This is a genomic window from Bordetella genomosp. 4 (assembly GCF_002261185.1).
GTDB lineage: Bacteria > Pseudomonadota > Gammaproteobacteria > Burkholderiales > Burkholderiaceae_B > Bordetella_A.
The window spans coordinates 415,242-438,705 of the sequence record NZ_NEVQ01000001.1 but is presented as its reverse complement, the minus strand read 5'-3'; the positions used below and the strand labels follow the sequence as shown (position 1 = coordinate 438,705).

Annotated in this window: 21 protein-coding genes and 1 tRNA gene; 13 read left to right on the top strand and 9 right to left on the bottom strand. The window is 58.7% G+C overall.

Annotated elements, in window-relative coordinates; translation table 11 throughout:
* Positions 1 to 12: 12 nt before the first annotated feature.
* The 8 genes from CAL20_RS02035 (at position 13) to CAL20_RS02000 (ending at position 8,698) form a co-directional block, all read left to right on the top strand.
* Positions 13 to 1,908, top strand: a complete 1,896-nt coding sequence (locus CAL20_RS02035) for an LTA synthase family protein (RefSeq protein WP_094837043.1) — start codon at positions 13 to 15, stop codon at positions 1,906 to 1,908.
* 352 nt (positions 1,909 to 2,260) lie between these two features.
* Positions 2,261 to 3,526 (top strand): HlyD family secretion protein, encoded by a 1,266-nt coding sequence (locus CAL20_RS02030; RefSeq protein WP_094819599.1) that lies wholly within the window; start codon positions 2,261 to 2,263, stop codon positions 3,524 to 3,526.
* Positions 3,526 to 5,664: a peptidase domain-containing ABC transporter gene (locus tag CAL20_RS02025; RefSeq protein WP_256981320.1), complete on the top strand. Its 2,139-nt coding sequence runs from the start codon at positions 3,526 to 3,528 to the stop codon at positions 5,662 to 5,664. Before CAL20_RS02030 ends, CAL20_RS02025 begins: the two co-directional genes overlap by 1 nt.
* The gene (locus CAL20_RS02020; protein WP_094837042.1) at positions 5,630 to 7,102 is read left to right on the top strand and encodes a TolC family protein; all 1,473 of its coding nucleotides are present in this window, start codon (positions 5,630 to 5,632) and stop codon (positions 7,100 to 7,102) included. Before CAL20_RS02025 ends, CAL20_RS02020 begins: the two co-directional genes overlap by 35 nt.
* 53 nt (positions 7,103 to 7,155) lie before the next feature.
* Positions 7,156 to 7,455: a hypothetical protein gene (locus CAL20_RS02015; protein WP_141217646.1), complete on the top strand. Its 300-nt coding sequence runs from the start codon at positions 7,156 to 7,158 to the stop codon at positions 7,453 to 7,455.
* A gap of 96 nt (positions 7,456 to 7,551) precedes the next feature.
* Positions 7,552 to 7,890, top strand: a complete 339-nt coding sequence (locus CAL20_RS02010) for a hypothetical protein (RefSeq protein WP_094837041.1) — start codon at positions 7,552 to 7,554, stop codon at positions 7,888 to 7,890.
* 60 nt (positions 7,891 to 7,950) lie between these two features.
* Positions 7,951 to 8,295, top strand: coding sequence for a hypothetical protein (locus tag CAL20_RS02005; protein ID WP_143277039.1), 345 nt, complete (start codon positions 7,951 to 7,953; stop codon positions 8,293 to 8,295).
* Positions 8,296 to 8,515: 220 nt separating this feature from the next.
* On the top strand, positions 8,516 to 8,698 hold the full coding sequence (locus tag CAL20_RS02000; RefSeq protein ID WP_094837039.1) for a hypothetical protein: 183 nt from the start codon (positions 8,516 to 8,518) through the stop codon (positions 8,696 to 8,698).
* A gap of 228 nt (positions 8,699 to 8,926) precedes the next feature.
* Here CAL20_RS02000 and CAL20_RS01995 read toward each other — a convergent pair.
* Both CAL20_RS01995 and ispB read right to left on the bottom strand, forming a co-directional pair.
* Positions 8,927 to 9,003, bottom strand: a tRNA-Pro gene (locus tag CAL20_RS01995).
* Positions 9,004 to 9,025: 22 nt separating this feature from the next.
* Positions 9,026 to 9,991 carry an octaprenyl diphosphate synthase gene (gene ispB, locus CAL20_RS01990; RefSeq protein ID WP_094819593.1) on the bottom strand — a complete coding sequence of 322 codons (966 nt, stop codon included), beginning with the start codon at positions 9,989 to 9,991 and terminating at the stop codon, positions 9,026 to 9,028.
* 280 nt (positions 9,992 to 10,271) lie between these two features.
* Between ispB and rplU the strand changes: the two genes are divergently transcribed.
* The 4 genes from rplU (at position 10,272) to proB (ending at position 13,336) form a co-directional block, all read left to right on the top strand.
* The gene (rplU, locus tag CAL20_RS01985; RefSeq protein WP_094819592.1) at positions 10,272 to 10,583 is read left to right on the top strand and encodes a 50S ribosomal protein L21; all 312 of its coding nucleotides are present in this window, start codon (positions 10,272 to 10,274) and stop codon (positions 10,581 to 10,583) included.
* Between the two features lie 40 nt (positions 10,584 to 10,623).
* The gene (rpmA, locus tag CAL20_RS01980; protein WP_094819591.1) at positions 10,624 to 10,884 is read left to right on the top strand and encodes a 50S ribosomal protein L27; all 261 of its coding nucleotides are present in this window, start codon (positions 10,624 to 10,626) and stop codon (positions 10,882 to 10,884) included.
* 88 nt (positions 10,885 to 10,972) lie between these two features.
* The gene (gene obgE, locus CAL20_RS01975; RefSeq protein WP_094819590.1) at positions 10,973 to 12,109 is read left to right on the top strand and encodes a GTPase ObgE; all 1,137 of its coding nucleotides are present in this window, start codon (positions 10,973 to 10,975) and stop codon (positions 12,107 to 12,109) included.
* A gap of 90 nt (positions 12,110 to 12,199) precedes the next feature.
* Positions 12,200 to 13,336 (top strand): glutamate 5-kinase, encoded by a 1,137-nt coding sequence (gene proB / locus CAL20_RS01970; protein ID WP_094819589.1) that lies wholly within the window; start codon positions 12,200 to 12,202, stop codon positions 13,334 to 13,336.
* Here proB and CAL20_RS01965 read toward each other — a convergent pair.
* From CAL20_RS01965 to urtA, 7 genes are all read right to left on the bottom strand, one after another.
* The gene (locus tag CAL20_RS01965) at positions 13,333 to 14,085 is read right to left on the bottom strand and encodes a response regulator transcription factor (RefSeq protein WP_094837038.1); all 753 of its coding nucleotides are present in this window, start codon (positions 14,083 to 14,085) and stop codon (positions 13,333 to 13,335) included. The genes proB and CAL20_RS01965 overlap by 4 nt on opposite strands.
* A 214-nt stretch (positions 14,086 to 14,299) precedes the next feature.
* Entirely contained in the window at positions 14,300 to 15,067 is a 768-nt protein-coding gene (locus CAL20_RS01960) for a M23 family metallopeptidase (RefSeq protein ID WP_256981319.1), read from the bottom strand.
* A gap of 279 nt (positions 15,068 to 15,346) precedes the next feature.
* Positions 15,347 to 16,045, bottom strand: coding sequence for an urea ABC transporter ATP-binding subunit UrtE (gene urtE, locus CAL20_RS01955; RefSeq protein WP_094837037.1), 699 nt, complete (start codon positions 16,043 to 16,045; stop codon positions 15,347 to 15,349).
* Positions 16,046 to 16,135: 90 nt separating this feature from the next.
* Positions 16,136 to 16,996, bottom strand: coding sequence for an urea ABC transporter ATP-binding protein UrtD (gene urtD / locus CAL20_RS01950; protein WP_094819587.1), 861 nt, complete (start codon positions 16,994 to 16,996; stop codon positions 16,136 to 16,138).
* On the bottom strand, positions 16,993 to 18,129 hold the full coding sequence (gene urtC / locus CAL20_RS01945; protein ID WP_094837036.1) for an urea ABC transporter permease subunit UrtC: 1,137 nt from the start codon (positions 18,127 to 18,129) through the stop codon (positions 16,993 to 16,995). The genes urtD and urtC overlap by 4 nt, the downstream gene beginning before the upstream one ends.
* A 58-nt stretch (positions 18,130 to 18,187) precedes the next feature.
* Positions 18,188 to 19,819, bottom strand: a complete 1,632-nt coding sequence (urtB, locus tag CAL20_RS01940) for an urea ABC transporter permease subunit UrtB (protein WP_094837035.1) — start codon at positions 19,817 to 19,819, stop codon at positions 18,188 to 18,190.
* A 17-nt stretch (positions 19,820 to 19,836) separates the two neighbouring features.
* On the bottom strand, positions 19,837 to 21,087 hold the full coding sequence (gene urtA, locus CAL20_RS01935) for an urea ABC transporter substrate-binding protein (RefSeq protein WP_094819584.1): 1,251 nt from the start codon (positions 21,085 to 21,087) through the stop codon (positions 19,837 to 19,839).
* Positions 21,088 to 21,585: 498 nt separating this feature from the next.
* Between urtA and atzF the strand changes: the two genes are divergently transcribed.
* On the top strand, positions 21,586 to 23,430 hold the full coding sequence (gene atzF / locus CAL20_RS01930; protein WP_094837034.1) for an allophanate hydrolase: 1,845 nt from the start codon (positions 21,586 to 21,588) through the stop codon (positions 23,428 to 23,430).
* Positions 23,431 to 23,464 lie beyond the last annotated feature (34 nt).

Sequence of the window (23,464 nt, the reverse complement as noted above, 5' to 3'; positions counted from 1 at the left end):
GCGGAATCTCTCATGCGACATTCCACTCTTCTATTCATCATCGCCGCCTTCGTGCTGCTCGTTGTCAGCCGGCTGGCGTTGGCTGCCTGGCAATGGCGCCGCGTCACCAAGGCCGGAGGCTTACGCCCTCTGCTGCTGGGCGGGCTGCGCATCGACACGAACCAGATCGCCGTCCTGGTCGCGCTGCCTGCAGTGCTTTCGCCGCTATTCGCCCACTTGCCGGCCGCTGCTGCTGCCACCGGAATCTGGCTGCAGGTATGCTGGATCGTGCTGGGCTTTCTGGAGGTCGCCACGCCGGCCTTCATCATGGAATACGACACACGCCCCAATCGTCTGTTCGTGGAATACCTGAAGCATCCGCGAGAAGTCTCCGGCATGCTGTGGCGCGGCTACAAATTGGAACTCGCGGCTGCGCTGGTAGCAGTTATCGTATTGCTGGCCATTGGCCATGCCTTGTTCGGCGACCCTCAAGTCGAGACCCGCTGGTCCTGGTGGCAGATGGCGCTGGGCAGCCTCGTCATCCTCGCTGCTGTCATCCTCGCCATACGGGGCACCTTGGGACACCGGCCGATCAATCCCTCGACAGTCGCATATAGCAACGATGGGCTGCTCAATACGTTGGCTTTGAACTCGCTCTATAACGTGTCCTATGCCATCTACAGCATGAAACACGAAAAATCTGCTGCGGCCGTCTATGGCCGCATGCCGGGCGAACGCATGCAAGAGATCGTCCTATCCCGCGCAGGGCTCCCCTACCCCCCTGCGCTGGAAACGCATCCTAGCGTGCACCAGCAAACTCCCACGCACACGCGTCCCCGCCCGGCCAATATCGTCATCATCCTTGAAGAAAGCCTGGGCGCTCAGTACAGCGCGGCGTTGGGCGGCGACAAAGATCTCACGCCCCATCTGGATGCGCTGGCACGCGAAGGCTGGGCCTTCACGCGCACCTATGCCACCGGCACGCGATCAGTCCGCGGACTCGAGGCCGTCACGGCGGGCTTTCTGCCCACTCCCGCGCAGGCCGTACTGAAACTGCCCGCCGCGCAACGCGGATTCTTTACCTTGGCCGACGTGCTGGGCCGTCACGGCTATCACTCTCGTTTCATCTACGGCGGTGAATCGCACTTCGACAACATGAAAGGCTTTTTCCTCGGAAATGGCTTTGACGAAATCGTTGACCTCCCCGACTTCAAGAATCCAGCCTTCGTCGGCACATGGGGGGCATCAGACGAAGACATGTTCACCCAGCTGGATGCGCGGCTACGCACCGACACCGACAACAATCAACCGTCGTTCACGCTGGCATTCAGCGTATCCAACCACTCCCCATGGGAATATCCTGCGGGCCGCATCACGGTCGATGGCAACCCTGCAACCGTTGAAAACACCGTCCGTTACGCGGATTGGGCGATAGGACAGTTCTTCGAACGTGCGCGCCAGGCTCCCTACTGGGACAACACTATTTTCCTGGTGGTTGCCGATCACGACTCGCGTGTGTTTGGCGACACCCTCGTGCCCGTACGCCATTTTCATATCCCCGCCGTCATTCTAGGTGGCGGCATCCAGGCGCGGCGCGACGAGGGCATCATCAGTCAGATCGACCTGCCACCCACGCTGCTGTCGCTGGCCGGGGTCACTTGCACGCACCCGATGTTGGGCCATGACCTGACGCGCAGCGCACCAAATCGCGCCATCATGCAATATGAAAACCACTACGGTTATCTAAAGGGCGACGATCTGCTGGTGCTCCTGCCGGGCAAGGCGCCGGTGCAATTCCGCTACAGCGCGCCAGAGACTTTTGCCCCGACGGATACCAACGCCGCACTCGCCGAAGAAGCCCTGGCGCACGCGCTCTGGCCCAGTTGGGCCTACCGCGAACAACGCTACTGCGTTCCCACTGAAACCTGAGCCTTCCCAACCGCTACCTGTCGTAGCGTTTCTCGCAGCGACAGTGTCGCGGTCCTCATGCTCACACTGTCGTTTCATCTACCGCGCCGTCATGACGATTCCCTTCTCGGAATCGTCTGATATCGCAGATCAAATCTCTCATTGTCATTTCGTCCTGCAGTCATCTCTCTAGAATGGCCTGCAGGATGAGTGTCAGCTCCATTCCCCGCGCTTTCTGTTGACGTATGCACGCGCTTCGATGTCGTGCAGAGCGTACGGCTGCGCGCGGTGCTCGTCGCCCGCTCCATGCGGATGAGGCTCCTGCAGTCTCCGACAACGCTACCCGATCAACGTCACCAGCTCTTTTATCCCCATGTTTCGCAAAGCCGCACTCGACGCCGCCAAATCGCATCCGCTGGGAACCGTCATTGCCCTGCGGCCGCTGTCTACTTCCCTATTAGTCGGCCTGTTCGCGATATTCGGCTTGAGCCTGGTGCTGTTTTTCTGCTTTGGCTCCTATACCAAACGCGTCAAAGTCTATGGACAACTCATCCCTGCCAGCGGCTTGGTCAAAGTCTACGCGCCCCAAACCGGCGTCATCATCGCCAAGCACGTCACCGAAGGCACAATCGTCCAAAAGGGCGACCACTTGCTCACCATCTCCAGCGAACGCTACACCCAAACCGGCACCGCCACGCAGGAAACCATCAGCAGCCGCATGCAGCGCCGCCTCGATCTTCTGCAGCACGAGCGCGACAAGCTCGACACCATCCATCGAGAGGAATCCGCTACGCTGGCTCACACCATCGCCACACTCTCGCAAGCGTTGGATCGCATCGACAAACAGATCTCGCTGCAACGCAAGCGCGTGGCCCTCGCGCAAGACAGCTCGCATCGATACGAAGTCCTGTCGTCCGAAAGCTTCGTCTCGCGTGATCAACTACAGGAGAAACAAGCCATCTACCTGGAGCAACAGACCAGGCTTGCCGATCTGACTCAACAACGCGCGGAAACTGTCAAAGAACTGACCAGACACGAAAGCGAGCAACGCACGCTACCACTAAAACAACAAGCAGCCGCCACGCAAATCGAACGCGAGATTCTCGCCATCACACAAGACCTCGCCGAAAGCGAAGCCAAACGCCATCTCGTCATACTCGCCCCTGAAACCGGCCAAGTCAGCAGCCTGCTTGCCGAGATCGGACAGCACGCCGATCCGAACAAGGCCCTGCTCAGCCTGGTTCCTCAACACACCGAGTTGATTGCGGACATCTATATCAAAAACAAAGACATCGGTTTCACGCGCGTGGGCGATCGGGCGCTGATTCGCTATGCATCCTATCCCTATCAGAAATTCGGCATGCACGGCGCCAAAGTCGCTTCTATTTCCACCGCCGCCGTGCCTGCAGCAGAAATCGTGAACATCTCCGGCGCCATTCCCGGCCTAGATCAAAACACAGCACAAGACTTGTACTACCGCGCCACGCTCCGTCTGGATGCGCAACACATTCTCGCTTATGGCGACGCACGACCGTTAGCCACAGGCATGGCCCTGGAAGTCGACATCCTGCGCGAAACCCGCGCAATCTACGAATGGGTCTTAGAGCCGTTGTACAGCATCACCGGAAAGGTATCGTAATGAGTTCGTTCACACTGGCAGACCTCAAACGTCTGATGTCAGGGCGCCCCACGGTGCCTGTCATCCTGCAAGCCGAAGCCGCGGAATGCGCCAACGCCTGCATTGCCATGGTAGCGAGCTATTACGGCCAATCACTCACTGTTCATCAACTACGGCAACGGTTCCCGATCTCCCTAAAGGGTGTGACCCTTCTGCAGGTTGCCAATATGTGCGAGCAACTGGGCCTGCAGTACCGTGCCGTCACCCTAGAACTCCACGACCTGACCAAGCTGCGCACGCCTTGCATTCTGCATTGGCGATTCAATCATTTTGTCGTGCTTTGCTCGACCAACGGTCGGACTGCGGTCATTCATGACCCCTCTACGGGGCGGCGAAAGATTTCCCATACTGAACTCAACGAGGCCTTTACGGGCGTCGCGCTTGAGCTCTGGCCCGCGCAGACTTTTCAGATATCGCCGCCTCAACCCCCCATGCCATTGCGCAAACTAGTAGGGGCTGTATTTGGGCTCAAGCGCGCGCTGCTCCAGATCATCATCCTGGCGCTTGTGCTGGAAATGCTGTCGTTGGCAACACCCGTACTCACACAGTGGGTGATAGACGACGTCATTGTTTCCGCCGACACAGACCTATTGACGACACTGCTGATCGGCTTTGCCTTGCTGCTGATCATGCAAACAGCCGTTTCTACGCTGCGTGCTTACGTCGGCATGCAATTGAGCACCAGCCTGTCCTTTCAGAGCAAGAGCAATTTGTTTGCGCATTTGATCAAGCTGCCTACCGCATTCTTCGAGCGGCGCCACATCGGCGATATCGTGTCGCGATTTGGCTCGATAGACACCATCCAGCAGACGCTCAATGCCTCGTTGATCGCGGGCATCCTCGATGGCCTCATGACGGTCATTACCTTGGTATTGATGTGGCTTTACAGCTGGCAGCTGTCCCTCGTCGCGATCGTGGCAATGGTGCTGTACGGCATTATTCGGATCGTCTCGTATCCGCCGCTCAAAGCGCGTTCGCACGATGCCATCATCAAGAGTGCGCAAACGCAATCTCACTTTCTCGAAACGCTGCGCGGCATACGCACTTTACAGGTATTTCAAAAAGCCCAGGATCGCTGCGCCGCCTGGCAGGCGCTGCTCGTAGATCAATTCAATTCGGGCATCAAGGTCCAGAAACTCAAGCTCGTCTTCGAACAGTTCAACGCCGTCATCTTCGGCCTAGAAGGGCTGATCATCCTATGGGCGGGCGCTCAACTCGTTATCTCCGGCGGCTTCAGTGTGGGCATGCTGATGGCCTTTCTCGCCTATAAGTCGCAATTCAACCAGCGAGTGGGCGCGTTGATTGACAACCTGTTCGAACTGCGCATGTTGCGCATTCAGGGCGAACGGCTATCCGACATCGTACTCACCGCCCCCGAAGCCCCCGGGCGCGATTCACAACGCCCAGTGGACCGGCTCTCCGGCACATTGGCGTTTTCCAATGTCAGTTTCCGCTATGGCGACGCGGATCCCTTGGTGCTGGACCAAGCCTCGTTCGAAATCGCAGAGGGGCAATCCGTCGCCATCGTCGGCACCACCGGCGCCGGAAAATCGACACTGCTCAAACTCATGCTGGGCATTCTGCAGCCCACGCAAGGCGAAGCGACGATTGGCGGCATTCCGTATCACATACTAGGAGCACGCGGCATACGATCCATCTCGGCGTCGGTACTTCAGGACGATGTTCTGTTTGCGGGTTCCATTGCAGACAACGTCAGCTTCTTTGACCAGAACATAGACCGTGATTGGATTGAAACCTGTTGCAGACACGCCGCCATCCATGACGAGATTGCTGCGCTGCCCATGGGCTATCACACGCTGGTCGGTGACATGGGAACGGTCCTTTCCGGTGGTCAGAAACAGCGGCTATTGATTGCACGCGCTCTTTACCATCGCCCCAAGATTCTCATTCTGGACGAGGCCACCTGCCATCTCGATCTCGCGGTTGAAGCACGAGTCGTCCATATGCTGAAAACGCTCAATATCACCCGCATCGTCGTCGCCCATAGGCCCCAGACCATCGCCTCGGCAGAGCGCGTGCTGGAGCTCAAGCACGGGAGAATCCATGAGCACATTCTGTCCGCGCACGAACATGATTAGCCGTTTGAAGCGCACCACGCCTGCGTCGCTTACCGTTCTTCTGGCTGCCAGTCTGGTGATGGCGGCAGACCCAGTCATTGCAGCCGGGCGGCCGCTTGACCTGCCACCACCCCTCGAGCTCAACCTTGCTGCCGACGTCTGTGAAATGCCTCCTACATTAATGGGCTTGAGTCTGCGCGATGCAGTCCAGGTTGCACTTTGCAGAACGCCGGATGTACACCAGGCCACTATCGCAATCGAAGAAAATGCCGCCAACCTGGATGCCGCAAACGCCAAGTATCTGCCCACCTTGAATGCCGATGCCGACGCCAGCCGCATCGGCAAACACGTCAAGTACCCTGCTCACCCTGCGGGCAATTACGATCTCCATGCATACAGCGGCAATGCGCGGCTCGGGCTCAATTGGCTGCTGTTCGACTCCGGAGAGCGCAGCGCGCAATACGACAATGCACATGCCAAACTGAGCGCAGCCTTGTACAACAAAGCGCTCGTCAATCGCGATCGCGCCATCACCGTCGCCGACAGCTATTACAAGGCGCGCAGCGCCATAGCCAACGCCACGGCTGCTCGCGACGCCGCCGCTCGCGCCCAGAAAAACTTCCACGCCACGCAACGCCTGCGTGAGGGCGGTGTCGGCTCCATTGCCGACGAGCTTCTCGCCAAAGTCGCGTGGCAACGTCACCTCGTCGACACCGAGACCAAAACTACGGCAGCCGAGCTCACAAGGATAGCTCTCATCACCGCGATCGGTCTGCCCAGCCACACTCGCCTCAGTCTGGCTGCCGCGGACAACACGCCCACAGCAATTGCTGCCGAAACGCCCGCCACGACTCCCTCCACCGTCAACGAGCACATCGCCTCCGCCATTCGCAATCATCCGCGACTCGCAGCCGCACGCGCCAATACACAGGCTGCCGAGGCCGAAACCAAGGCCATTGCAGCCCAGCACCTGCCCAAGGTCAGCCTGCAAGCCGATCGTCGCCTCGGCGTCACGCCTCCGGCCAACGCCGTCGCCAGAGAAAACGTCAACAGCTGGTCCGTCGGCCTCACCGTGCATATTCCCATTTTCGACGGCAACGCTACCCGCTACGCCACCGATGCCGCTCGATCTCGAACTCGTGCAGCCCGTGAAACCGAACGCGCCGTATGGCTCGAAGAAGGACGGAAGCTCCTCACGGATTTCAATCACATGACCAGCGCCGCCCAAAAGGCCGCTCTGCTCAAAGACGCGAAAGCCAGTGCAGAACAAGCCTACCGCAGCGCCGAGATCCGCTATCAGCAAGGGGTAGGCACCGTCGTCGAGCTTCTCAAGGCGCAAGACGAACTCGCCAGTGTCGAACAAGCCGCCATCGACGTGCATTACGAATTACTCGCGGCGCAGTTCCGCGTTGCCGTTGCGCTCGATACGCTGCCGCCTGATCAACTTGGTGATCATTAGTACGGTTGACTCATAGCATTCATATCTTCTTTTTTGGCGTTGGAGTTATCGCCATGCGAACACTATCTCACCATGAGCTTACAGAAATTTCCGGCGGATTCTGTCAACTGCACAACGTTGACGTTGCGATGGCGGCAGGCAGATTGCGCCGCCAATACGATCACGGCGAAGGTCCATTAGCCGAATTCGCCCCCATCGCCATGGACTTAGAAGGCCCCGGACAGCTCATAGACGGCATAGAAAATCCATTGCTGAGATGGACATTAAAGTCCGCCATTGTGGCGATAGGCGTTGCTGTGGCGATCGCGTTGTTCGTTGTCGACGAGAACGATGATTGGACCGAATGTTTTTGAACATGGCCGGTTTCCCTCGCTTTCTTGGTGGTTTCATATCCAACGCTCCGACTATCAAGGCACACAACATACCTGTCATCACCCGGGAGGACACCCATGCGCGAACTGCCGATTTCAGAGCTTTCATGTGTCGCTGGCGGCATAGTGCTCGACCACAACGCGATATCCGTTGCCGGCATGGTCAATTCTCTAGCGGGCTATGACTTTATGAAAAACGTCATGCAGACGTTGAACCTCAGCGAGGGAAAAACGCAGATCGGCACGTGCCTCGCAGCGTTTGGAGGGGGAAACATAGCGCTCTCACTATGGAATGAGCCGGAATATGTCATCAGAAACGACCGCCTATATGTCGGAATGGTCCTCGGTTTTCTCTGGGGCGTTTTCCTGAGCGTCGCCGAAGAGGCGCAGCTACGCAACTCTTCAGAACATCATTAAAAAACTTGATATCTCTGCCACGTGTCCGCGTCGTTACGCGCCAATCCTGCTAAAAAATATATGAAAGAATTGTTCTCTTCAGACCTTCAATCAGTTTCCGGCGGATCCACTCCCAACATTGCAACAATGCGAGCACTGGGAGCCATCAGTTCGACAGTGGGCTACATGCTCGCCGTACAAATAAAGCGGAGAGTGGGGCTCAACACCTCTGGAACCATCGAGGGCATCACGGGCGCGAACGCTATTGGCGGCTTCGTCAGCCATTCAATGTGGGATGACCAGAACCTACCCATCGAGGACCGCTCGGCCGCCGGTTTAGCGACGAGTTTCGTGTGCGGTGCCAGCGTCGGATTATTCGAAGACATGGCCAAGGCAGCCATTTCGAACGTCAGGCAAAAAAGCTGACGCGCGTCTTCGTTCTATTTCGTCAACCACCAATATCCATAACTTCGTCACTCAAAACACCATGCGTGAATTATCGTCTTCAGACCTTCAACTTGTTCCGGGCGGATTTGACACAGTCGGCGCAACCCTGCGCGCGTTTGGGACCGCCAATTCGGTTATCGGATACGTGGCAGTCGTGCGCACATTGCAACGGTGGGGGGCCCCAGGCTCTGAAACGAAAATGGGCGCTGCCAATGCCATGCTCATCAGCGGGTTCGCCGCACATCCACTTTGGGATGGTCCGGGACTCAACCCGCAAGACAGGGCCTCCGCGGGCATGGCGGGATGTTTTTTGGTGGGAGCAGCGGTAGGCTTGGCCGAAACGGCCATCAAAACCGTCGCCGCGCGCCTCATTAAAGAATAGCGACAGGCCGGCAGCAATACTTACGAGTCTGTTCCAGGTTCCAGAGTCAGGCCGCCGCACTGCAGACGCGAAAAAAGCCCCGCGCCGCACTTCAGCCTGCTGTGCCCCCCCGAGGCGGCGTTTTTGTTTTGGAGTGGCCCGGCAACAAAAAAGCCGGACACTGTATTCACAGTTCCGGCTCTTGCTACGGGTGTCGGGCACACCCGTAAAAATTCGACCACCAATCAGTGGTCGGGGCGAGAGGATTCGAACCTCCGACTCCTGCGTCCCGAACGCAGTACTCTACCAGGCTGAGCTACGCCCCGATTCGCTTATGCAGCGTTTTCTTCAACGATCTCGATTGACCGCGAAAGCGCAGAATTCTAACAGGGATTTCTGATAAACGGAAATCGGCAGGATATCCAGTGCCCGCCGGGCGATATCGGCCTCGGCCAAAGCGGCCTGTTGCGCGTGTTCCAGCGCCCCTGTCGCCCGGATGGCCTCGGCCACCGCCGCAAAGTCTGCATCACCCGTTTGAATCGCGTTACGAATCAGTTCGCGCTGGGCGGGCGTGCCCTGCTCCATCACCCAGATCAACGGCAACGTCGGTTTGCCCTCGCGCAGGTCGTCCCCGACGTTTTTACCCAGCGCCTGGGCGTCCCCGCTGTAGTCGAGCACATCGTCCACCAACTGAAACGCGGTACCGATATGGCGACCATAAGCAGCCGCGGCGGCCTCTTGCTCGGCCGTCGCCCCCGCCAGCACAGCGCCGACCTGGGCAGCCGCCTCGAACAGCTTTGCTGTTTTGTAACGCACGACCTGTAAATAGCGCTCCTGCGAGACATCCGGATCATGGACGTTGAGCAATTGCAACACCTCGCCCTCGGCGATCACCGTGGTCGCCTCGGACAATATCTGCATGATGCGCATCGAGCCCGCCTCGACCATCATCTCGAACGAGCGCGAATACAGGTAATCGCCCACCAATACGCTGGCCGCATTGCCGAACATGGCATTGGCCGTCTCTCGACCGCGGCGCAAATCAGACTCGTCAACCACATCGTCGTGCAACAACGTCGCCGTGTGAATGAACTCGACCACAGCCGCCAGCAGATGGTGATGGTCACCCTGATAACCCAGCGCCCGCGCCATCATCAGCACCATGGCCGGCCGCATGCGTTTGCCGCCTGCGCCGATGATGTAATCCGCAATCGTCCGGATCAGTACGACCTCCGAATCCAAACGTCCGCGGATAACCGCGTCGACGGCTTTCATATCATCGGAAATAGGGGCGATCAGCTCAGGGAGATTCAAAACGTATCCGGCAGGTATTAGGGAGAGCCGACCCGAGGCTCTGTGATGTATCAACGCAGGCAATCGCGCTGCTGTCGGGGCCTCGCAAATTATACGAGGTATCACCAGCACGCTGGCCACGGGCAGGTAAAACGCCCAGCAGGCCGGAACCGCCCCGCGAACCGAGCGCTCCAGTCGGGCTAACCACCCGCCCCATAAGGAAATTTTGACTTTTCCGCAACCCCGAGTTAGAATCTTTGGTTCGGTCAATACCGAAATCCCTATTTTTAAGGAATACCCCATGTACGCGGTCGTAAAAACCGGTGGCAAGCAGTATCGCGTTGCCGCTGGCGAAAAACTCAAGGTAGAACAGATACCGGCTGACATTGGGCAAGAAATCACCCTGGACCAGGTCCTGTCGGTGGGCGAAGGCGACCAACTGAAAGTTGGTACTCCGATCGTCGCTGGCGCCGTGGTCAAGGCAACGGTTCTTGCGCATGGCCGGCACGACAAGGTCAAGATCTTCAAGATGCGCCGTCGCAAGCACTATCAGAAGCACCAGGGCCACCGTCAGAACTACACCGAAATCCGCATCGAAGCCATCACGGCCTAACGATACGACTCGGTTATTGAATAGCAGGAGCTAATCAAAAATGGCACAGAAAAAGGGCGGCGGCTCTACGCGAAACGGTCGCGACTCAGAATCGAAGCGACTGGGCGTCAAGGCATTTGGCGGCCAACTCATCCCGGCTGGCTCGATCATCGTGCGCCAGCGCGGCACCCGTTTCCACCCCGGCACCAACGTCGGCATCGGCAAGGATCACACCTTGTTCGCGCTGGTCGACGGCAAAGTTCAATTCGGCTTCAAAGGCGCATTGAACAAGCAGACCGTGTCGGTTGTGGCGGCCGAATAACGGTTACCGGATAACGGCAACCGTTTTATAAACGGCAAAAGCCCTGTCGCACGCGGCAGGGCTTTTTTGCTTCAGGCAGAAATTACTTATGAAATTCGTAGACGAAGCCACCATCGAAGTCATCGCCGGCAAAGGCGGTAATGGCGTGGCGAGCTTTCGCCGCGAAAAGTTTATCCCCAAGGGCGGTCCCGATGGCGGTGACGGCGGACGCGGCGGTAGCATCTTTGCCATCGCTGATCGCAACATCAATACGCTGATCGATTTCCGCTACGCCCGTTTGCATCGGGCCAAAAACGGCGAAAACGGCCGTGGCTCGGATCAGTATGGCGCGGCCGCCCCCGATATCACGCTGCGCGTGCCCGTGGGCACCGTCATCCATGACGCCGATACCGGCGAGCTCTTGTTCGATCTCAGCCGCCACGATCAAAAGGTTACGCTGGCTGCGGGTGGGCAAGGCGGCATGGGCAATATCCATTTCAAATCCAGCGTCAACCGCGCGCCACGCCAATGGACGCCCGGCAAAGAAGGCGAGCAACGCCGCCTGCGCCTGGAACTGAAAGTCCTGGCCGATGTAGGCCTGCTCGGGCTGCCCAATGCCGGCAAATCGACGCTGATCAGCCGCATCTCCAATGCGCGCCCCAAAGTCGCCGACTATCCATTCACGACACTGCACCCCAATCTGGGCGTCGTACGCACCTCCCCATCGCGCAGCTTTGTCGTGGCAGATATCCCCGGCCTGATCGAGGGCGCCTCCGAGGGTGCCGGCCTGGGACATTTGTTCCTGCGGCACTTGGCTCGCACCCGGGTACTGCTGCATCTGGTTGACATTTCACCCGTCGATCCCGACGTGGATCCTATCGACCAGGCGGTAACCGACGCTCGCGCCATTGTCGAGGAATTGCGCCGTTACGACCCGGAATTGGCCAACAAACCGCGCTGGCTGGTGCTGAACAAGCTGGACGTGGTCACCGACCCCGAGTCCGCACGTGAACGCTTTATCGAACAGTTCGGCTGGAAAGGTCCGGTTTATGCCATTTCGGGCCTCAGCGGCGATGGCACTCAAGATCTGATCTGGGCGCTCCAGGACTACCTGGACGCCGAACAGCGCAAAGATCATATCGCCCAGGATCAGGCGGACGGCACCTACGTCGCCGAAGACCCTCGTTTTGATGCCACACGTAGCGACGCGTCCGTCAGTCAGACGCCGCGTAGCGGTGACGAATAAGCCATAATCGCATTTTCGTTTTCCGCCGGTCGCCGTACATGACATATGTGCGGCCACCACTCTCATCATCGCGACACTTCGGTCATTGCCATGACTGCCGATCACACCGCTGTTTCTGTTGTTGCTTCGGCCACCCGTTTGGTGGCCAAAGTCGGATCCTCTCTGGTCACCAACGAAGGCCGAGGGCTGGACCGCATCGCCGTCGCGCACTGGGCGGCTCAAATCGCCACATTGCGCCAGCAAGGCAAACAAGTCATTCTCGTATCCAGTGGCGCCATTGCCGAAGGCATGGCCCGGCTGGGCTGGCGCAAGCGCCCCTCCGCCATGCACGAGCTCCAGGCGGCAGCAGCCGTGGGCCAGATGGGGCTGTGCCAGGCGTACGAGGCAGCATTCGCAGAGCATGGACTTCGTACCGCGCAGATTCTACTCACCCATGAGGATCTGGCCGATCGCCGCCGCTATTTGAATGCACGCAGCACCCTGTTTTCCCTGTTGCGCATGGGCGTGGTGCCGATCGTCAATGAAAATGACACGGTCGTCACCGACGAAATCCGCTTGGGCGACAACGATACCCTGGGGGCCTTGGTCACCAACCTGATCGAGGCGGACACGCTGGTCATCCTGACGGATCAGCGCGGTCTTTATGACTCTGACCCGCGCAAGAATCCCAATGCGGTCTTTATCTCACATGCTCAGGCTGGCGATCTTGCGTTGGAAGCCATGGCTGGCGGCGCCGGTTCAGGTATCGGTACCGGTGGCATGCTCACCAAGATCCTGGCCGCCAAACGCGCGGCACACAGTGGAGCACACACAGTCATCGCCTCTGGCCGCGAACGCGACGTACTGACACGCCTGGCACAAGGGGAATGTATCGGCACCGAATTGCGCGCCACATTGCCCGTCTGGTCGGCCCGCAAGCAATGGCTGGCAGACCACCTGCGCTTGCGCGGCCGGGTCATTCTGGACGAGGGTGCAGTCAGAGCACTGCTCCATGACGGCAAGAGCCTGCTTTCGATCGGGGTCGTCGACGTACAAGGCGAATTCGAGCGGGGCGACGTGGTGGCGTGCCTGGACGCGCAAGGTACCGAGTGCGCGCGCGGCTTGATCAATTACTCGTCAACCGACACGCGACGCATCTTGCGTCAGCCGTCGTCTCGGATTGCATCGATTCTGGGCAGCATGAGCGACCCAGAATTAATGCATCGAGATAACCTGGTCATCACTTAGTTGACATAGCTGGCCGGCGATGCCTTTGGCGTTTCTTCAAAGGCACCACCCTCGGGCACCGCATCAGCCAGGAAAATGTAACCCCACTGCCGTACGGCCAATAGCGGCAGCCCGACTCCCAGCCGTTCCGCTTTGGCTCGTAGGCGCGAGACCATGACATCCACACTGCGCGCCGAGTGCCGGCTGCGTGGCCCTGCCGCTACCGACGTGGCCACCAGACGCTCGCGCGGCAAGCGATGCCCAGGTGAAGACAGCAAACGTAGGAAGAACGCGCTTTCGGTGAACGTCAAGGGCAGGTGCTGACCGCGCGGCCCCGCCAGCACGCGTCCGGAATGCGTCAGCCGCCATAGCGGCGTCTCTCGGGCAGAACGCTCAGGTGAAAGCGTACGCAACCGGCTTAACGAACGCCCTAGAGCGCAGAGTTCGCGCACGTCGGTCGACATCAGGCAGCAAGCATCGGCGCCCGCGTCCAAGGCAACAATCCGTGCGTCCACGTCGGCATCATCGACCAGGACGATCAGTGCCGCATTGGGGGCTGCATAACGCGCAATACCTACAGCGGTACGCAGGTCGCTTTCGCCGTTTTCCAGGATCAACACCTGGGGCACGGAAACTTCGACCAGATCTGCCAAAGCACTCGTCGTCTGGCAGGCGCGGACCACCCAGCCCTGGGCAGCCAAACCCGCCGACAGTTGCGGCAAACGAGGCTGATGGTCTTGAATGACGATAGATTCAATTGCGGTGTGCATGAGATCTCCTTGGCAAAAAGCACATAAGTGAAAAGCACATGGTGATAATCATGATCTCCACGTAATCTAAACGCACGGCTTAATCCAGGAGTGCAGACTTTTTCAGACCGTTTGACGCCTGCGAACCACCACGAAACCGCACACGGTTTCGCATATTCATGCTTGAGCTATTGAGCAACGCTATACAGCAGGAAAAACCACCACCGGCAGATGATCACCGCTGCGGCAATGCGGCCGACGGATCAACCGGCTGACCCCGATGCCGCAACTCAAAATAAAGGCCGGGCCCTTTGCGGTCCGTATTACCCATATCGGCGATCTGTTGCCCCTGGGAAACCTTTTGTCCCTCTTTGACCAGCAGCTTGCTGTTGTGGGCATAGATGCTCAGGAAATCACCCGAGTGTTGCACGATTACGAGATTGCCATAGCCGCGCAGGCGGTTACCTGCGTAGACTACGCTTCCGGCCGCTGCGGCTTTGACCGGCGTACCGGCCTTGTTGACGATCGTCAGCCCCTTGGACGAGCTGCCGTTATACCGTTGCGTCAGCGTTCCCTCAGCGGGCCATACCAGTTTCAATCCCCGCACCACCGCCGCGGACGATGACGATGAAGCCGCCGGGACACGGGTACCACTGGTACGGCTGCCGGTTGTTTCATTCGCGCTCTCCGTCGGAGCAGTGCCGCTGGCGCCATCCACGCGCAACAGCTGCCCCTTGGTGATGCGGTCGGGGTTGGACAGATTATTCAGCCGCATCAACGCCGATACACTGGTATTGTGCTGGCGAGCGATCTTATTGAGCGTGTCGCCGGCCTGTACGCGGTAATACCCGGGTTCGACCTTGCCGGAACCCGTACTGCTACATCCCGCCAACACGATGGCCAAACAAAGACACAGCACCAGACAAATACGGTGCCAGGCGGGCGTTGCCCAATCACGGCTGGAGACCGTGTACGAGACGGAAGGGGTTGAAATGGCAAACACTGACAAAGTATCGGAATAAGTGGCTAAAAGGAGAAAATACCCCCACGCCGCGCCTTCGGCTTGCTGCCCCCCGAGGGGGCGTTTTTACCTTGGGGCGGCCCGGCGGTAGAAGAATACCCCCACGCCGCGCCTTCGGCTTGCTGCCCCCCGAGGGGGCGTTTTTACCTTGGGGCGGCCCGGCGGTAAAAAAATCTCCGCCCTGAAGGGTACCAAGAAACGATGTAACAGGCTTATGCATTTGAATCTGAGCCTGCTCGCCTCTCGGCACTCCACCGCCCTTTATACCGATAAATGCCGCCGTACGTCCTCGCCGTCCATCTCGCTGCGCGGCCCGTGCGCGACTACCTCGCCGCGGGATAGCACGACGAAATGGTCGGCCAATTCGCGCGCAAAATCGAAATATTGCTCGCACAGCAAGATACCGATATTGCCGCGCTCGCGCAGTAACCGGATCACTCGGCCGATGTCTTTAATAATGGATGGCTGAATTCCCTCGGTAGGCTCGTCCAGAATAATCAGCCGGGGCTCGGCCACCAGCGCGCGTGCGATAGCCAATTGCTGCTGCTGCCCGCCCGACAGGTCTCCGCCGCGGCGTCCCAGCATGGTTTTCAGCACAGGAAAGAGTTCGAATATCTCGTCTTTGACGCGGCGCGCCCGTGCGCCCGGAAAGCGAGCCATTCCCATGATGATGTTTTCCTCGACCGTCAACCGCGCAAACACGTCGCGGCCCTGCGGCACATACGCGATTCCCAGCGCTGCCCGTTTGTGCGGGGATAACCGGGAAATATCCAGCCCCTCAAACATGACTTTGCCTCCAGCGATGGGCAACACGCCCATGAGACATTTGAGCAAGGTCGTTTTGCCTACGCCGTTGCGTCCCAAGAGGCCCAGACATTCGCCTTGTTGCAAGGATAATGACACCTGGCGCAGCGTATGGCTGCCGCCATAGTATTGATCAATGGCTTGAACTTCCAACATTTGGCTTCCTTTCGGGATTCATGCGGCGAACCGCTGCGCATTCGGTGATAGCAATAGGACTAGTGATAGCGGAATAAGGCCCGCAGGAAATCAGCGCCCTAGATACACTTCAATAACCCGCGCATCCGCTTGCACCTGCGCCATCGTTCCTTCGGCCAGCACTGCCCCCTCATGCAGCACGGTCACCTTGCCTCCATCGGCGATTCTCGAGACAAAATCCATATCGTGCTCAACGACCATCAAAGAATGATGGCCACGCAATTCATGCAGCAGTTCGCCTGTACGTTCGGTTTCAGCATCGGTCATGCCTGCAACCGGCTCGTCCAGCAGCAACAGCTGCGGCTCTTGCATCAACAACATGCCGATTTCCAGCCACTGTTTTTGCCCATGCGATAACAGGCCTGCCACGCGATACGCCTCATCCGTCAACCGAATCAGCGCCAAGGTCTGCGCGATACGGTCGGCTTGCTCCGACGTCAACCGGGAAAACAAGGTGGGACGTACGCGCTTATCCGTTTTCATCGCCAGTTCGAGATTCTCGAGCACCGTGTGTTGCTCGAAAACCGTAGGCCGCTGAAACTTGCGGCCGATCCCTGCATGGGCAATCTGTGCTTCGTTCAGCGTCGTCAGATCGATGTTCTGGCCAAAAAACGCGGATCCGGCGGTGGGGCGCGTCTTGCCCGTGATGACGTCCATCATGGTGGTTTTGCCCGCCCCGTTAGGACCGATGATGCAACGCAGCTCTCCCACGCCGATATCCAAGGTCAGGTCATTCAAGGCCTTGAACCCGTCAAAGCTGACCGTGATGCCATCCAGATACAAGATCGCACCGTGCGTAGTATCGACACCTCTGGGATTGACTCGCCCATACGAGGCTTGCCCGCTGGGGCCTCCGTCATCGTTCGGCCCCTCTGCATCGGCCTGATGCAATGCCTGCCACTCAGCACTCATATCGCACGCTCCTGACGGCGTGTCATCCAGCGACGCGCCAACCCTACGATCCCTTGCGGCAGAAACAGCGTCACCAACACAAAGATCAATCCCAAGGCATACAACCAGAACTCCGGAAACACGCTGGTAAACCATGTCTTTAGACCATTGACCGTACCGGCCCCGATGATCGGGCCAATCAGCGTGCCGCGCCCTCCCGTTGCCACCCAGATCACCATTTCGATCGAATTCTCCGTCGACATTTCACCGGGGTTGATGATGCCCACCTGCGGCACATACAACGCACCGGCGATCCCGCACATCACAGCCGACAAAGTCCAGACAAACAGCTTGAACCCCAGCGGCTCATAACCAATGAACCGCACACGGCTTTCCGCATCGCGCACCGCTGTCAGCACTCGACCCAATTTGGACTGGGTGACAGCGCGTGCTAATACCAACGCCCCCAGCAACACTGCCAACGTCACCCAATACAAGGTGGCCCTCGTACCCGGCGCCGTGATATCGAAACCGAGGATCCGTTTGAAATCGGTAAAACCGTTATTCCCGCCAAACCCCGTATCGTTGCGAAAGAACAGCAACATGGCAGCAAAGGTCAGCGCCTGGGTGATGATGGAAAAATAAACGCCCTTGATGCGCGAACGAAACGCGAAATAGCCGAACAAAAATGCGAGCCCGCCCGGCACCAGCACCACCAGCAGCATGGCGTACCAGAAATGCTCGGTAAACGCCCAGTACCAGGGATAGTCCTTCCAGTTCAGGAACACCATGAAATCAGGCACGTTGCTTTGATACACCCCATCCTGGCCAATGGCGCGCATCAAATACATGCCATGCGCATAACCGCCTAGCGCGAAAAACAGTCCATGTCCCAATGACAGAATCCCGGCATAGCCCCACACCAGATCCAATGCCAACGCCGCCAAGGCATAGCACATGAACTTTCCCAGCAACGCCACGGCATAAGCCGAAACGTGCAGCGTATGTCCCGAGGGAAACATCAGGTTCAGCAGCGGCAATAGTGCCAGCACCATGGTGACCACCGCCAATGCGATCCACGCCTTGGGACTGAACAACGGCCGGCGCAACGCGGCCGTGTATAACTCGCCGGCTCTCGAACTTGCAGAATTCATCCTTTGCTCCGATGCGTGAGTCATGGTGCGCCTCTGCCTGGCTCAGTGAAGTCAATAGTCAATCTGCGCTCCTGCCTCGCGGTGCAAACAAACCTTGCGGACGTTTCTGCACGAACAGCACAATCAGCACCAGAATCACAATCTTGGCCATGACCGCGCCGGAATACGGCTCGAGGAATTTCGTGACGGCACCCAGCCCCAAGGCGGCAACCACCGTGCCGGCCAATTGACCCACGCCGCCCAACACCACCACCATGAATGAATCGACGATATAGCCTCGCCCCAGATCCGGCCCCACGTTACCGAGTTGAGACAAGGCAACACCAGCCAGCCCTGCGATTCCTGCCCCCAGGCCGAACGCCAACATATCCACGCGCCCTGTGGGCACGCCAACACAATCGGCCATGCGGCGATTCTGGGTGATGGCTCGCACAAACAAGCCCAATCGCGTGTGGTTCAACAAGGTCCAGACAAATGCCACGACCAGAATCGCAAAAATGATGATGGCGATACGGTTATAGGACAACACCAGACCGCCCAGCACAGTCACGCCGCCGCTCATCCACGAGGGATTGCTGACCTCGACGTTCTGCGCGCCAAACAGCGTACGGACCGCTTGCATCAACATCAAGCTGATTCCCCACGTCGCCAAGAGAGTCTCCAACGGCCGGCCATACAGCCACCGTATCACCGTGCGTTCCAGCGCCATCCCCACCAACGCTGTCACCACAAAGGCCACAGGCATCGCCGCAATCACATAGGCGTCTAGCCATTGCGGAAACCAGGACCGGAACAATGCCTGCACGGCATAGGTGACGTATGCCCCTATCATCAAGAGTTCGCCGTGGGCCATATTGATGACGCCCATCAGGCCGAACGTGATCGCCAACCCCAGCGCAGCGAGCAACAGCACACTGCCCAAACTCACGCCATAGAACAGGTTCCCGATCCACTCCAGCATGGAGAGATGGCGTTCGATACGATGCAAGGCGGTTGTCGCAGCCGCTCGTACCTCAGCATCGGGCTCGGCATACACGCCTTGCGCCTCCTGTTGCAACACGGCCTGCAGTACCGGACGGAATGCAGCATTGCCGGTATTACCCAATGTCTCGGCCGCCTGAATGCGCAGCGATGCGGTATCGCTCTTCAAATGCAGTGCGGCAACCGCTATCGCCAAGGCCGCTTTTACCTCGGCGTTCTGCTCATCGGCCAGCGCTTTTTCGAGCGTGGGCAGGACCGCCGCATCGGCGCCACGTTGCAGGCCCCTGGCCGCGGCCAAACGCTGTGCAGGGTCCGCTGCATGCAAGCGCGCCGCTGACAAGGCCGCAGCAATAGCACGACGCAGGCGATTATTCACGGACACCGTCTCGGCCTGCGCCGGCATGGCAGAAACCGGCTCTCCCGTTATCGCGTCGACGGCACCCGAAGAGGTTTCGACCAATAACTGCGCCCCGGGGGTGACATACAAGCGATCATTCGCCAACGCATCGAGCACCACAGTAGCCTGTGGCGACGCCTCAGTCCCGAGACGGGTGATGGCCTCCAGTTTGGCATCAGTGTCATCGCCGGCCAAAGGCGCAAGCAGCGCCGGATCCAGCCCAGTTGCACTGGCAGCCGGAACCCACAAACCCGACATCCAGACCAGAACCAGACCGAGCAGGAACCGTATAAAAAATGCGCTGCATCTCATCGTTTATCCCCGTTGGCTCACAGATTCTGCTTGCCTTCGTTGCCAGGGATGTAGGGGCTCCACGGTTGGGCGCGGATGGGGCCTTTGCTCTTCCAGACGATATTGAACTGACCATCAGCCTTGATCTCGCCGATATAAACCGGTTTGTGCAAATGATGATTGGTCTTGTCCATTTCAATCTTGAAACCGTCCGGCGCATCAAATGTCTGACCCGCCATGGCGTTGATCACAGGATCCACATCGGTTGTTCCTGCCTTCTCCACCGCCTGCTTCCACATATGAATGCCGATATACGTGGCCTCCATCGGATCGTTGGTCACGACAGTGTTGGCGTTGGGCAGATTCTTCGCTTTGGCGTAGGCCTTCCATTTTTCTATGAACTTTGCATTGGCCGGATTCTTGATGGATTCGAAGTAATTCCACGCGGCCAAATGGCCTACCAAAGGCTTGGTATCGACACCGCGCAGTTCTTCTTCGCCTACCGAGAATGCGACTACAGGTACGTCGGTGGCCTTCAGGCCGGCATTACCCAATTCTTTATAGAACGGGACGTTGGAGTCTCCGTTGATGGTCGATACCACCGCAGTGCGCCCCCCTGTCGAGAAACGCTTGATGTCCGCCACAATGGTTTGATAATCGGAATGCCCAAATGGCGTGTAGACCTCTTGGATATCTTCATCCTTCACGCCTTTTGAATGCAGGAACGCACGCAGAATCTTGTTGGTCGTGCGCGGATAGACGTAATCCGTGCCCAGCAGCACGAAGCGCTTGGCACCGCCGCCGTCTTCGCTCATCAGATATTCCACGGCGGGAATGGCTTGCTGATTGGGCGCAGCACCTGTATAGAACACGTTCTTTTCCAGTTCCTCGCCTTCGTATTGCACGGGATAGAACAGCAAGCCATTCAGTTCCTTGAACACCGGCAATACGGATTTGCGCGACACCGATGTCCAGCACCCAAACACCGCGGCGACCTTGTCTTGCGTGAGCAACTGACGCGCTTTTTCGGCAAACAGCGGCCAGTTCGAAGCAGGGTCCACCACCACGGGTTCCAACTTTTTACCCAGTACACCGCCCTGCGCATTGATTTCTTCGATAGCCATCAAGGCCACGTCTTTCAACGACGTCTCGGAAATCGCCATCGTGCCGGACAGGGAATGCAAGATGCCTACTTTTATCGTGTCCGCGGCCCACACCGATGGCATCCAGCCAGCCATGGCCAGCACGCTGGCAGCGGTAAATTGCTTCAGTACAAGTCTGCGTTTCATCGTTCGGATCCTTTTCTTTGAACCGGACTAGCCGGCGTAATCTGCCTGTGCAACGAACAAACCCCTTACACCTCGCCCTCGGCTTGCAGTCAGCTTCGCGGCGAACTCTCGAAAGCACTTCGCCTTGGCAGTAAGCGCCTCGAGACTCAAGCAATTCCTATGCCAATTCAAATGCGAGGTGTACTGCGCAGGCAGTCAAACGATGCAGCCATGGGGCTGTCGAGCCATATGCCCTGTACATCAACGTAGTCACACAAGCTGCCGGTGTCTCTCGACGCGCATGAGCGCATAAAAAAATGCGCGACAACGGTGCATCGATGCGCGATAGGAGTGCGCTCGCACCGATTTCATGCACCGACCAATTCGTCCTACCCCCATCCTCCCACAACACCTCGACCCTTCAGAACCCGCGCCACTATTGGGTTTAAAGCCGATTCTCGATAACTGGCACGTTGATTGCTTGAGATGAAGGACTTGTATACCCACGAGGATTCCGGGATGGACCGCAACGCTGTCATCGATCAACCCAAAGGCTGGACATTGGCCGAATGGCAAGCTGCCTATCGCATACATGGCGCTCAACCTGCTGAACTGCTGGGCAAGCTCATCGCCGATCTTGATCCGACCGACCCGGCCTGGATCTGCTGCGCCGACAGCGTTCGACTGAATAGTCAGCTGGATGCGCTCGCCCAGCGGTTGGCAGCAGTCGACGGCGAGCTGACGCGCCTGCCGCTCTATGGTGTGCCATTTGCCATCAAAGACAACATCGATGCCGCGGGTTGGCCCACCACTGCGGCCTGCCCCGCCTACGCCTACACCGCCTCGGAAGACGCCGAGATCGTGCGGCGCTTGCGCGCCGCCGGCGCCATTCTGATCGGCAAAACAAACCTCGATCAGTTCGCGACCGGACTCGTCGGCACGCGCTCGCCGCATGGTGCTGTCCCCAACACGTTTAATCCTGCCTATGTCAGCGGCGGATCCAGTTCAGGCTCGGCCAGCATTGTCGCGCGTGGGCTGGCGGCTTTTTCTCTCGGCACTGACACCGCAGGATCCGGCCGCGTTCCGGCGGGCTTTAACAACATCGTCGGCCTGAAGCCTACCAAAGGCTGGTTCAGCACGCGCGGCGTTGTACCGGCTTGCCGCACGCTGGACTGCGTGTCGATCTTCGCCCTGACCGTAGCCGACGCGGACAGCATCGCGACGATCGCTGGTGGCTATGATGCCCAGGATCCGTACTCGCGCCCCGCGCCGGCCATGCCTGCTCATCTGGCACGCGAACCACGGCTCGCCATACCCGCCCAGCTCGAGTTCTATGGCGATGCCCATGCGCAGGCCGCTTATGAAGAGGCGTTGCAGGCGCTGCAGGACATGGGCGCCACACTCGAGCCCATCGACTATTCCGCGTTTCGGGAACTGGCCGAGCTGCTATATCAAGGCCCCTGGGTCGCCGAGCGCTACGCCGCCGTACGCGAACTATACGAACGCGCGCCTGATGAGATCGATCCCGTTGTACGCAGCATTATCGAACAAGCCGCCCGTTACAGCGCAGTCGACACGTTCGAAGCAGAATACCGCCGCGCGGCGCTGACACGCACGATTCAGCAAGCCTTGTCCGGCTTCGATGCATTGGTCGTGCCCACTGCCCCGTCCATCTATACCATCGCGCAGTTGCGCGAGGATCCGATTGCGTTGAACACGCGGCTGGGGACTTATACCAATTTCACCAATCTGGCAGATCTGTCCGCGCTGGCAGTGCCAGCCGGACTGCGCGCAGATGGACTGCCGAGCGGCATCACATTGATCGGACTGGCTTGGCAGGATCGCATCCTCGCCGAGCTGGGCCGTCGCTGGGAAGACAGGCAGTCTGGCACCCTGGGCGCTACCGGACGGTTCAAATCGAACGCCGCACCAGCCGCGGCCGCCACGCCGGCCGGTGCGCCTCAGACCGTAACGGTGGCTGTAGTCGGTGCGCATCTGCGCGGCATGCCGCTGAATCATCAACTGACCTCACGTCATGCACGATTTGTCGAGGCCACGCACAGCGCGCCCACATACCGCCTCTATGCCCTGGCCAACAGCACGCCAGCCAAGCCCGGCATGGCTCGCGTCAGCGACGGCGCCGCTATCGCTCTGGAACTTTGGGAACTATCCCACACGGCATTTGGTGAGTTCGTGGCGGAAATCCCGCCACCGCTAGGCATAGGCACGCTCGAGCTCGCAGACGGACGTCTCGTCAAAGGATTTATCTGCGAGCCATGCGGCATCGCCGGTGCGCGCGATATCACCGAGTTCGGAGGTTGGCGCGCCTATCTCGATCATCTGAAAAACACCGCCACGCAATAAAACGCGCATCGCGGCGTCCACGGGTGCGAAGGCC

What these genes read in the sequence shown, in the direction of transcription:
- CAL20_RS02035 (WP_094837043.1), top strand. Translation starts at nt 13, where the DNA reads ATGCGACATTCCACTCTTCTATTCATCATCGCCGCCTTCGTGCTGCTC.
- CAL20_RS02030 (WP_094819599.1), top strand. Translation starts at nt 2,261, where the DNA reads ATGTTTCGCAAAGCCGCACTCGACGCCGCCAAATCGCATCCGCTGGGA.
- CAL20_RS02025 (WP_256981320.1), top strand. Translation starts at nt 3,526, where the DNA reads ATGAGTTCGTTCACACTGGCAGACCTCAAACGTCTGATGTCAGGGCGC.
- CAL20_RS02020 (WP_094837042.1), top strand. Translation starts at nt 5,630, where the DNA reads ATGAGCACATTCTGTCCGCGCACGAACATGATTAGCCGTTTGAAGCGC.
- CAL20_RS02015 (WP_141217646.1), top strand. Translation starts at nt 7,156, where the DNA reads ATGCGAACACTATCTCACCATGAGCTTACAGAAATTTCCGGCGGATTC.
- CAL20_RS02010 (WP_094837041.1), top strand. Translation starts at nt 7,552, where the DNA reads ATGCGCGAACTGCCGATTTCAGAGCTTTCATGTGTCGCTGGCGGCATA.
- CAL20_RS02005 (WP_143277039.1), top strand. Translation starts at nt 7,951, where the DNA reads ATGAAAGAATTGTTCTCTTCAGACCTTCAATCAGTTTCCGGCGGATCC.
- CAL20_RS02000 (WP_094837039.1), top strand. Translation starts at nt 8,516, where the DNA reads ATGGGCGCTGCCAATGCCATGCTCATCAGCGGGTTCGCCGCACATCCA.
- rplU (WP_094819592.1), top strand. Translation starts at nt 10,272, where the DNA reads ATGTACGCGGTCGTAAAAACCGGTGGCAAGCAGTATCGCGTTGCCGCT.
- rpmA (WP_094819591.1), top strand. Translation starts at nt 10,624, where the DNA reads ATGGCACAGAAAAAGGGCGGCGGCTCTACGCGAAACGGTCGCGACTCA.
- obgE (WP_094819590.1), top strand. Translation starts at nt 10,973, where the DNA reads ATGAAATTCGTAGACGAAGCCACCATCGAAGTCATCGCCGGCAAAGGC.
- proB (WP_094819589.1), top strand. Translation starts at nt 12,200, where the DNA reads ATGACTGCCGATCACACCGCTGTTTCTGTTGTTGCTTCGGCCACCCGT.
- CAL20_RS01965 (WP_094837038.1), bottom strand. Translation starts at nt 14,085, where the DNA reads ATGCACACCGCAATTGAATCTATCGTCATTCAAGACCATCAGCCTCGT.
- urtE (WP_094837037.1), bottom strand. Translation starts at nt 16,045, where the DNA reads ATGTTGGAAGTTCAAGCCATTGATCAATACTATGGCGGCAGCCATACG.
- urtD (WP_094819587.1), bottom strand. Translation starts at nt 16,996, where the DNA reads ATGAGTGCTGAGTGGCAGGCATTGCATCAGGCCGATGCAGAGGGGCCG.
- urtC (WP_094837036.1), bottom strand. Translation starts at nt 18,129, where the DNA reads ATGAATTCTGCAAGTTCGAGAGCCGGCGAGTTATACACGGCCGCGTTG.
- urtB (WP_094837035.1), bottom strand. Translation starts at nt 19,819, where the DNA reads ATGAGATGCAGCGCATTTTTTATACGGTTCCTGCTCGGTCTGGTTCTG.
- urtA (WP_094819584.1), bottom strand. Translation starts at nt 21,087, where the DNA reads ATGAAACGCAGACTTGTACTGAAGCAATTTACCGCTGCCAGCGTGCTG.
- atzF (WP_094837034.1), top strand. Translation starts at nt 21,586, where the DNA reads ATGGACCGCAACGCTGTCATCGATCAACCCAAAGGCTGGACATTGGCC.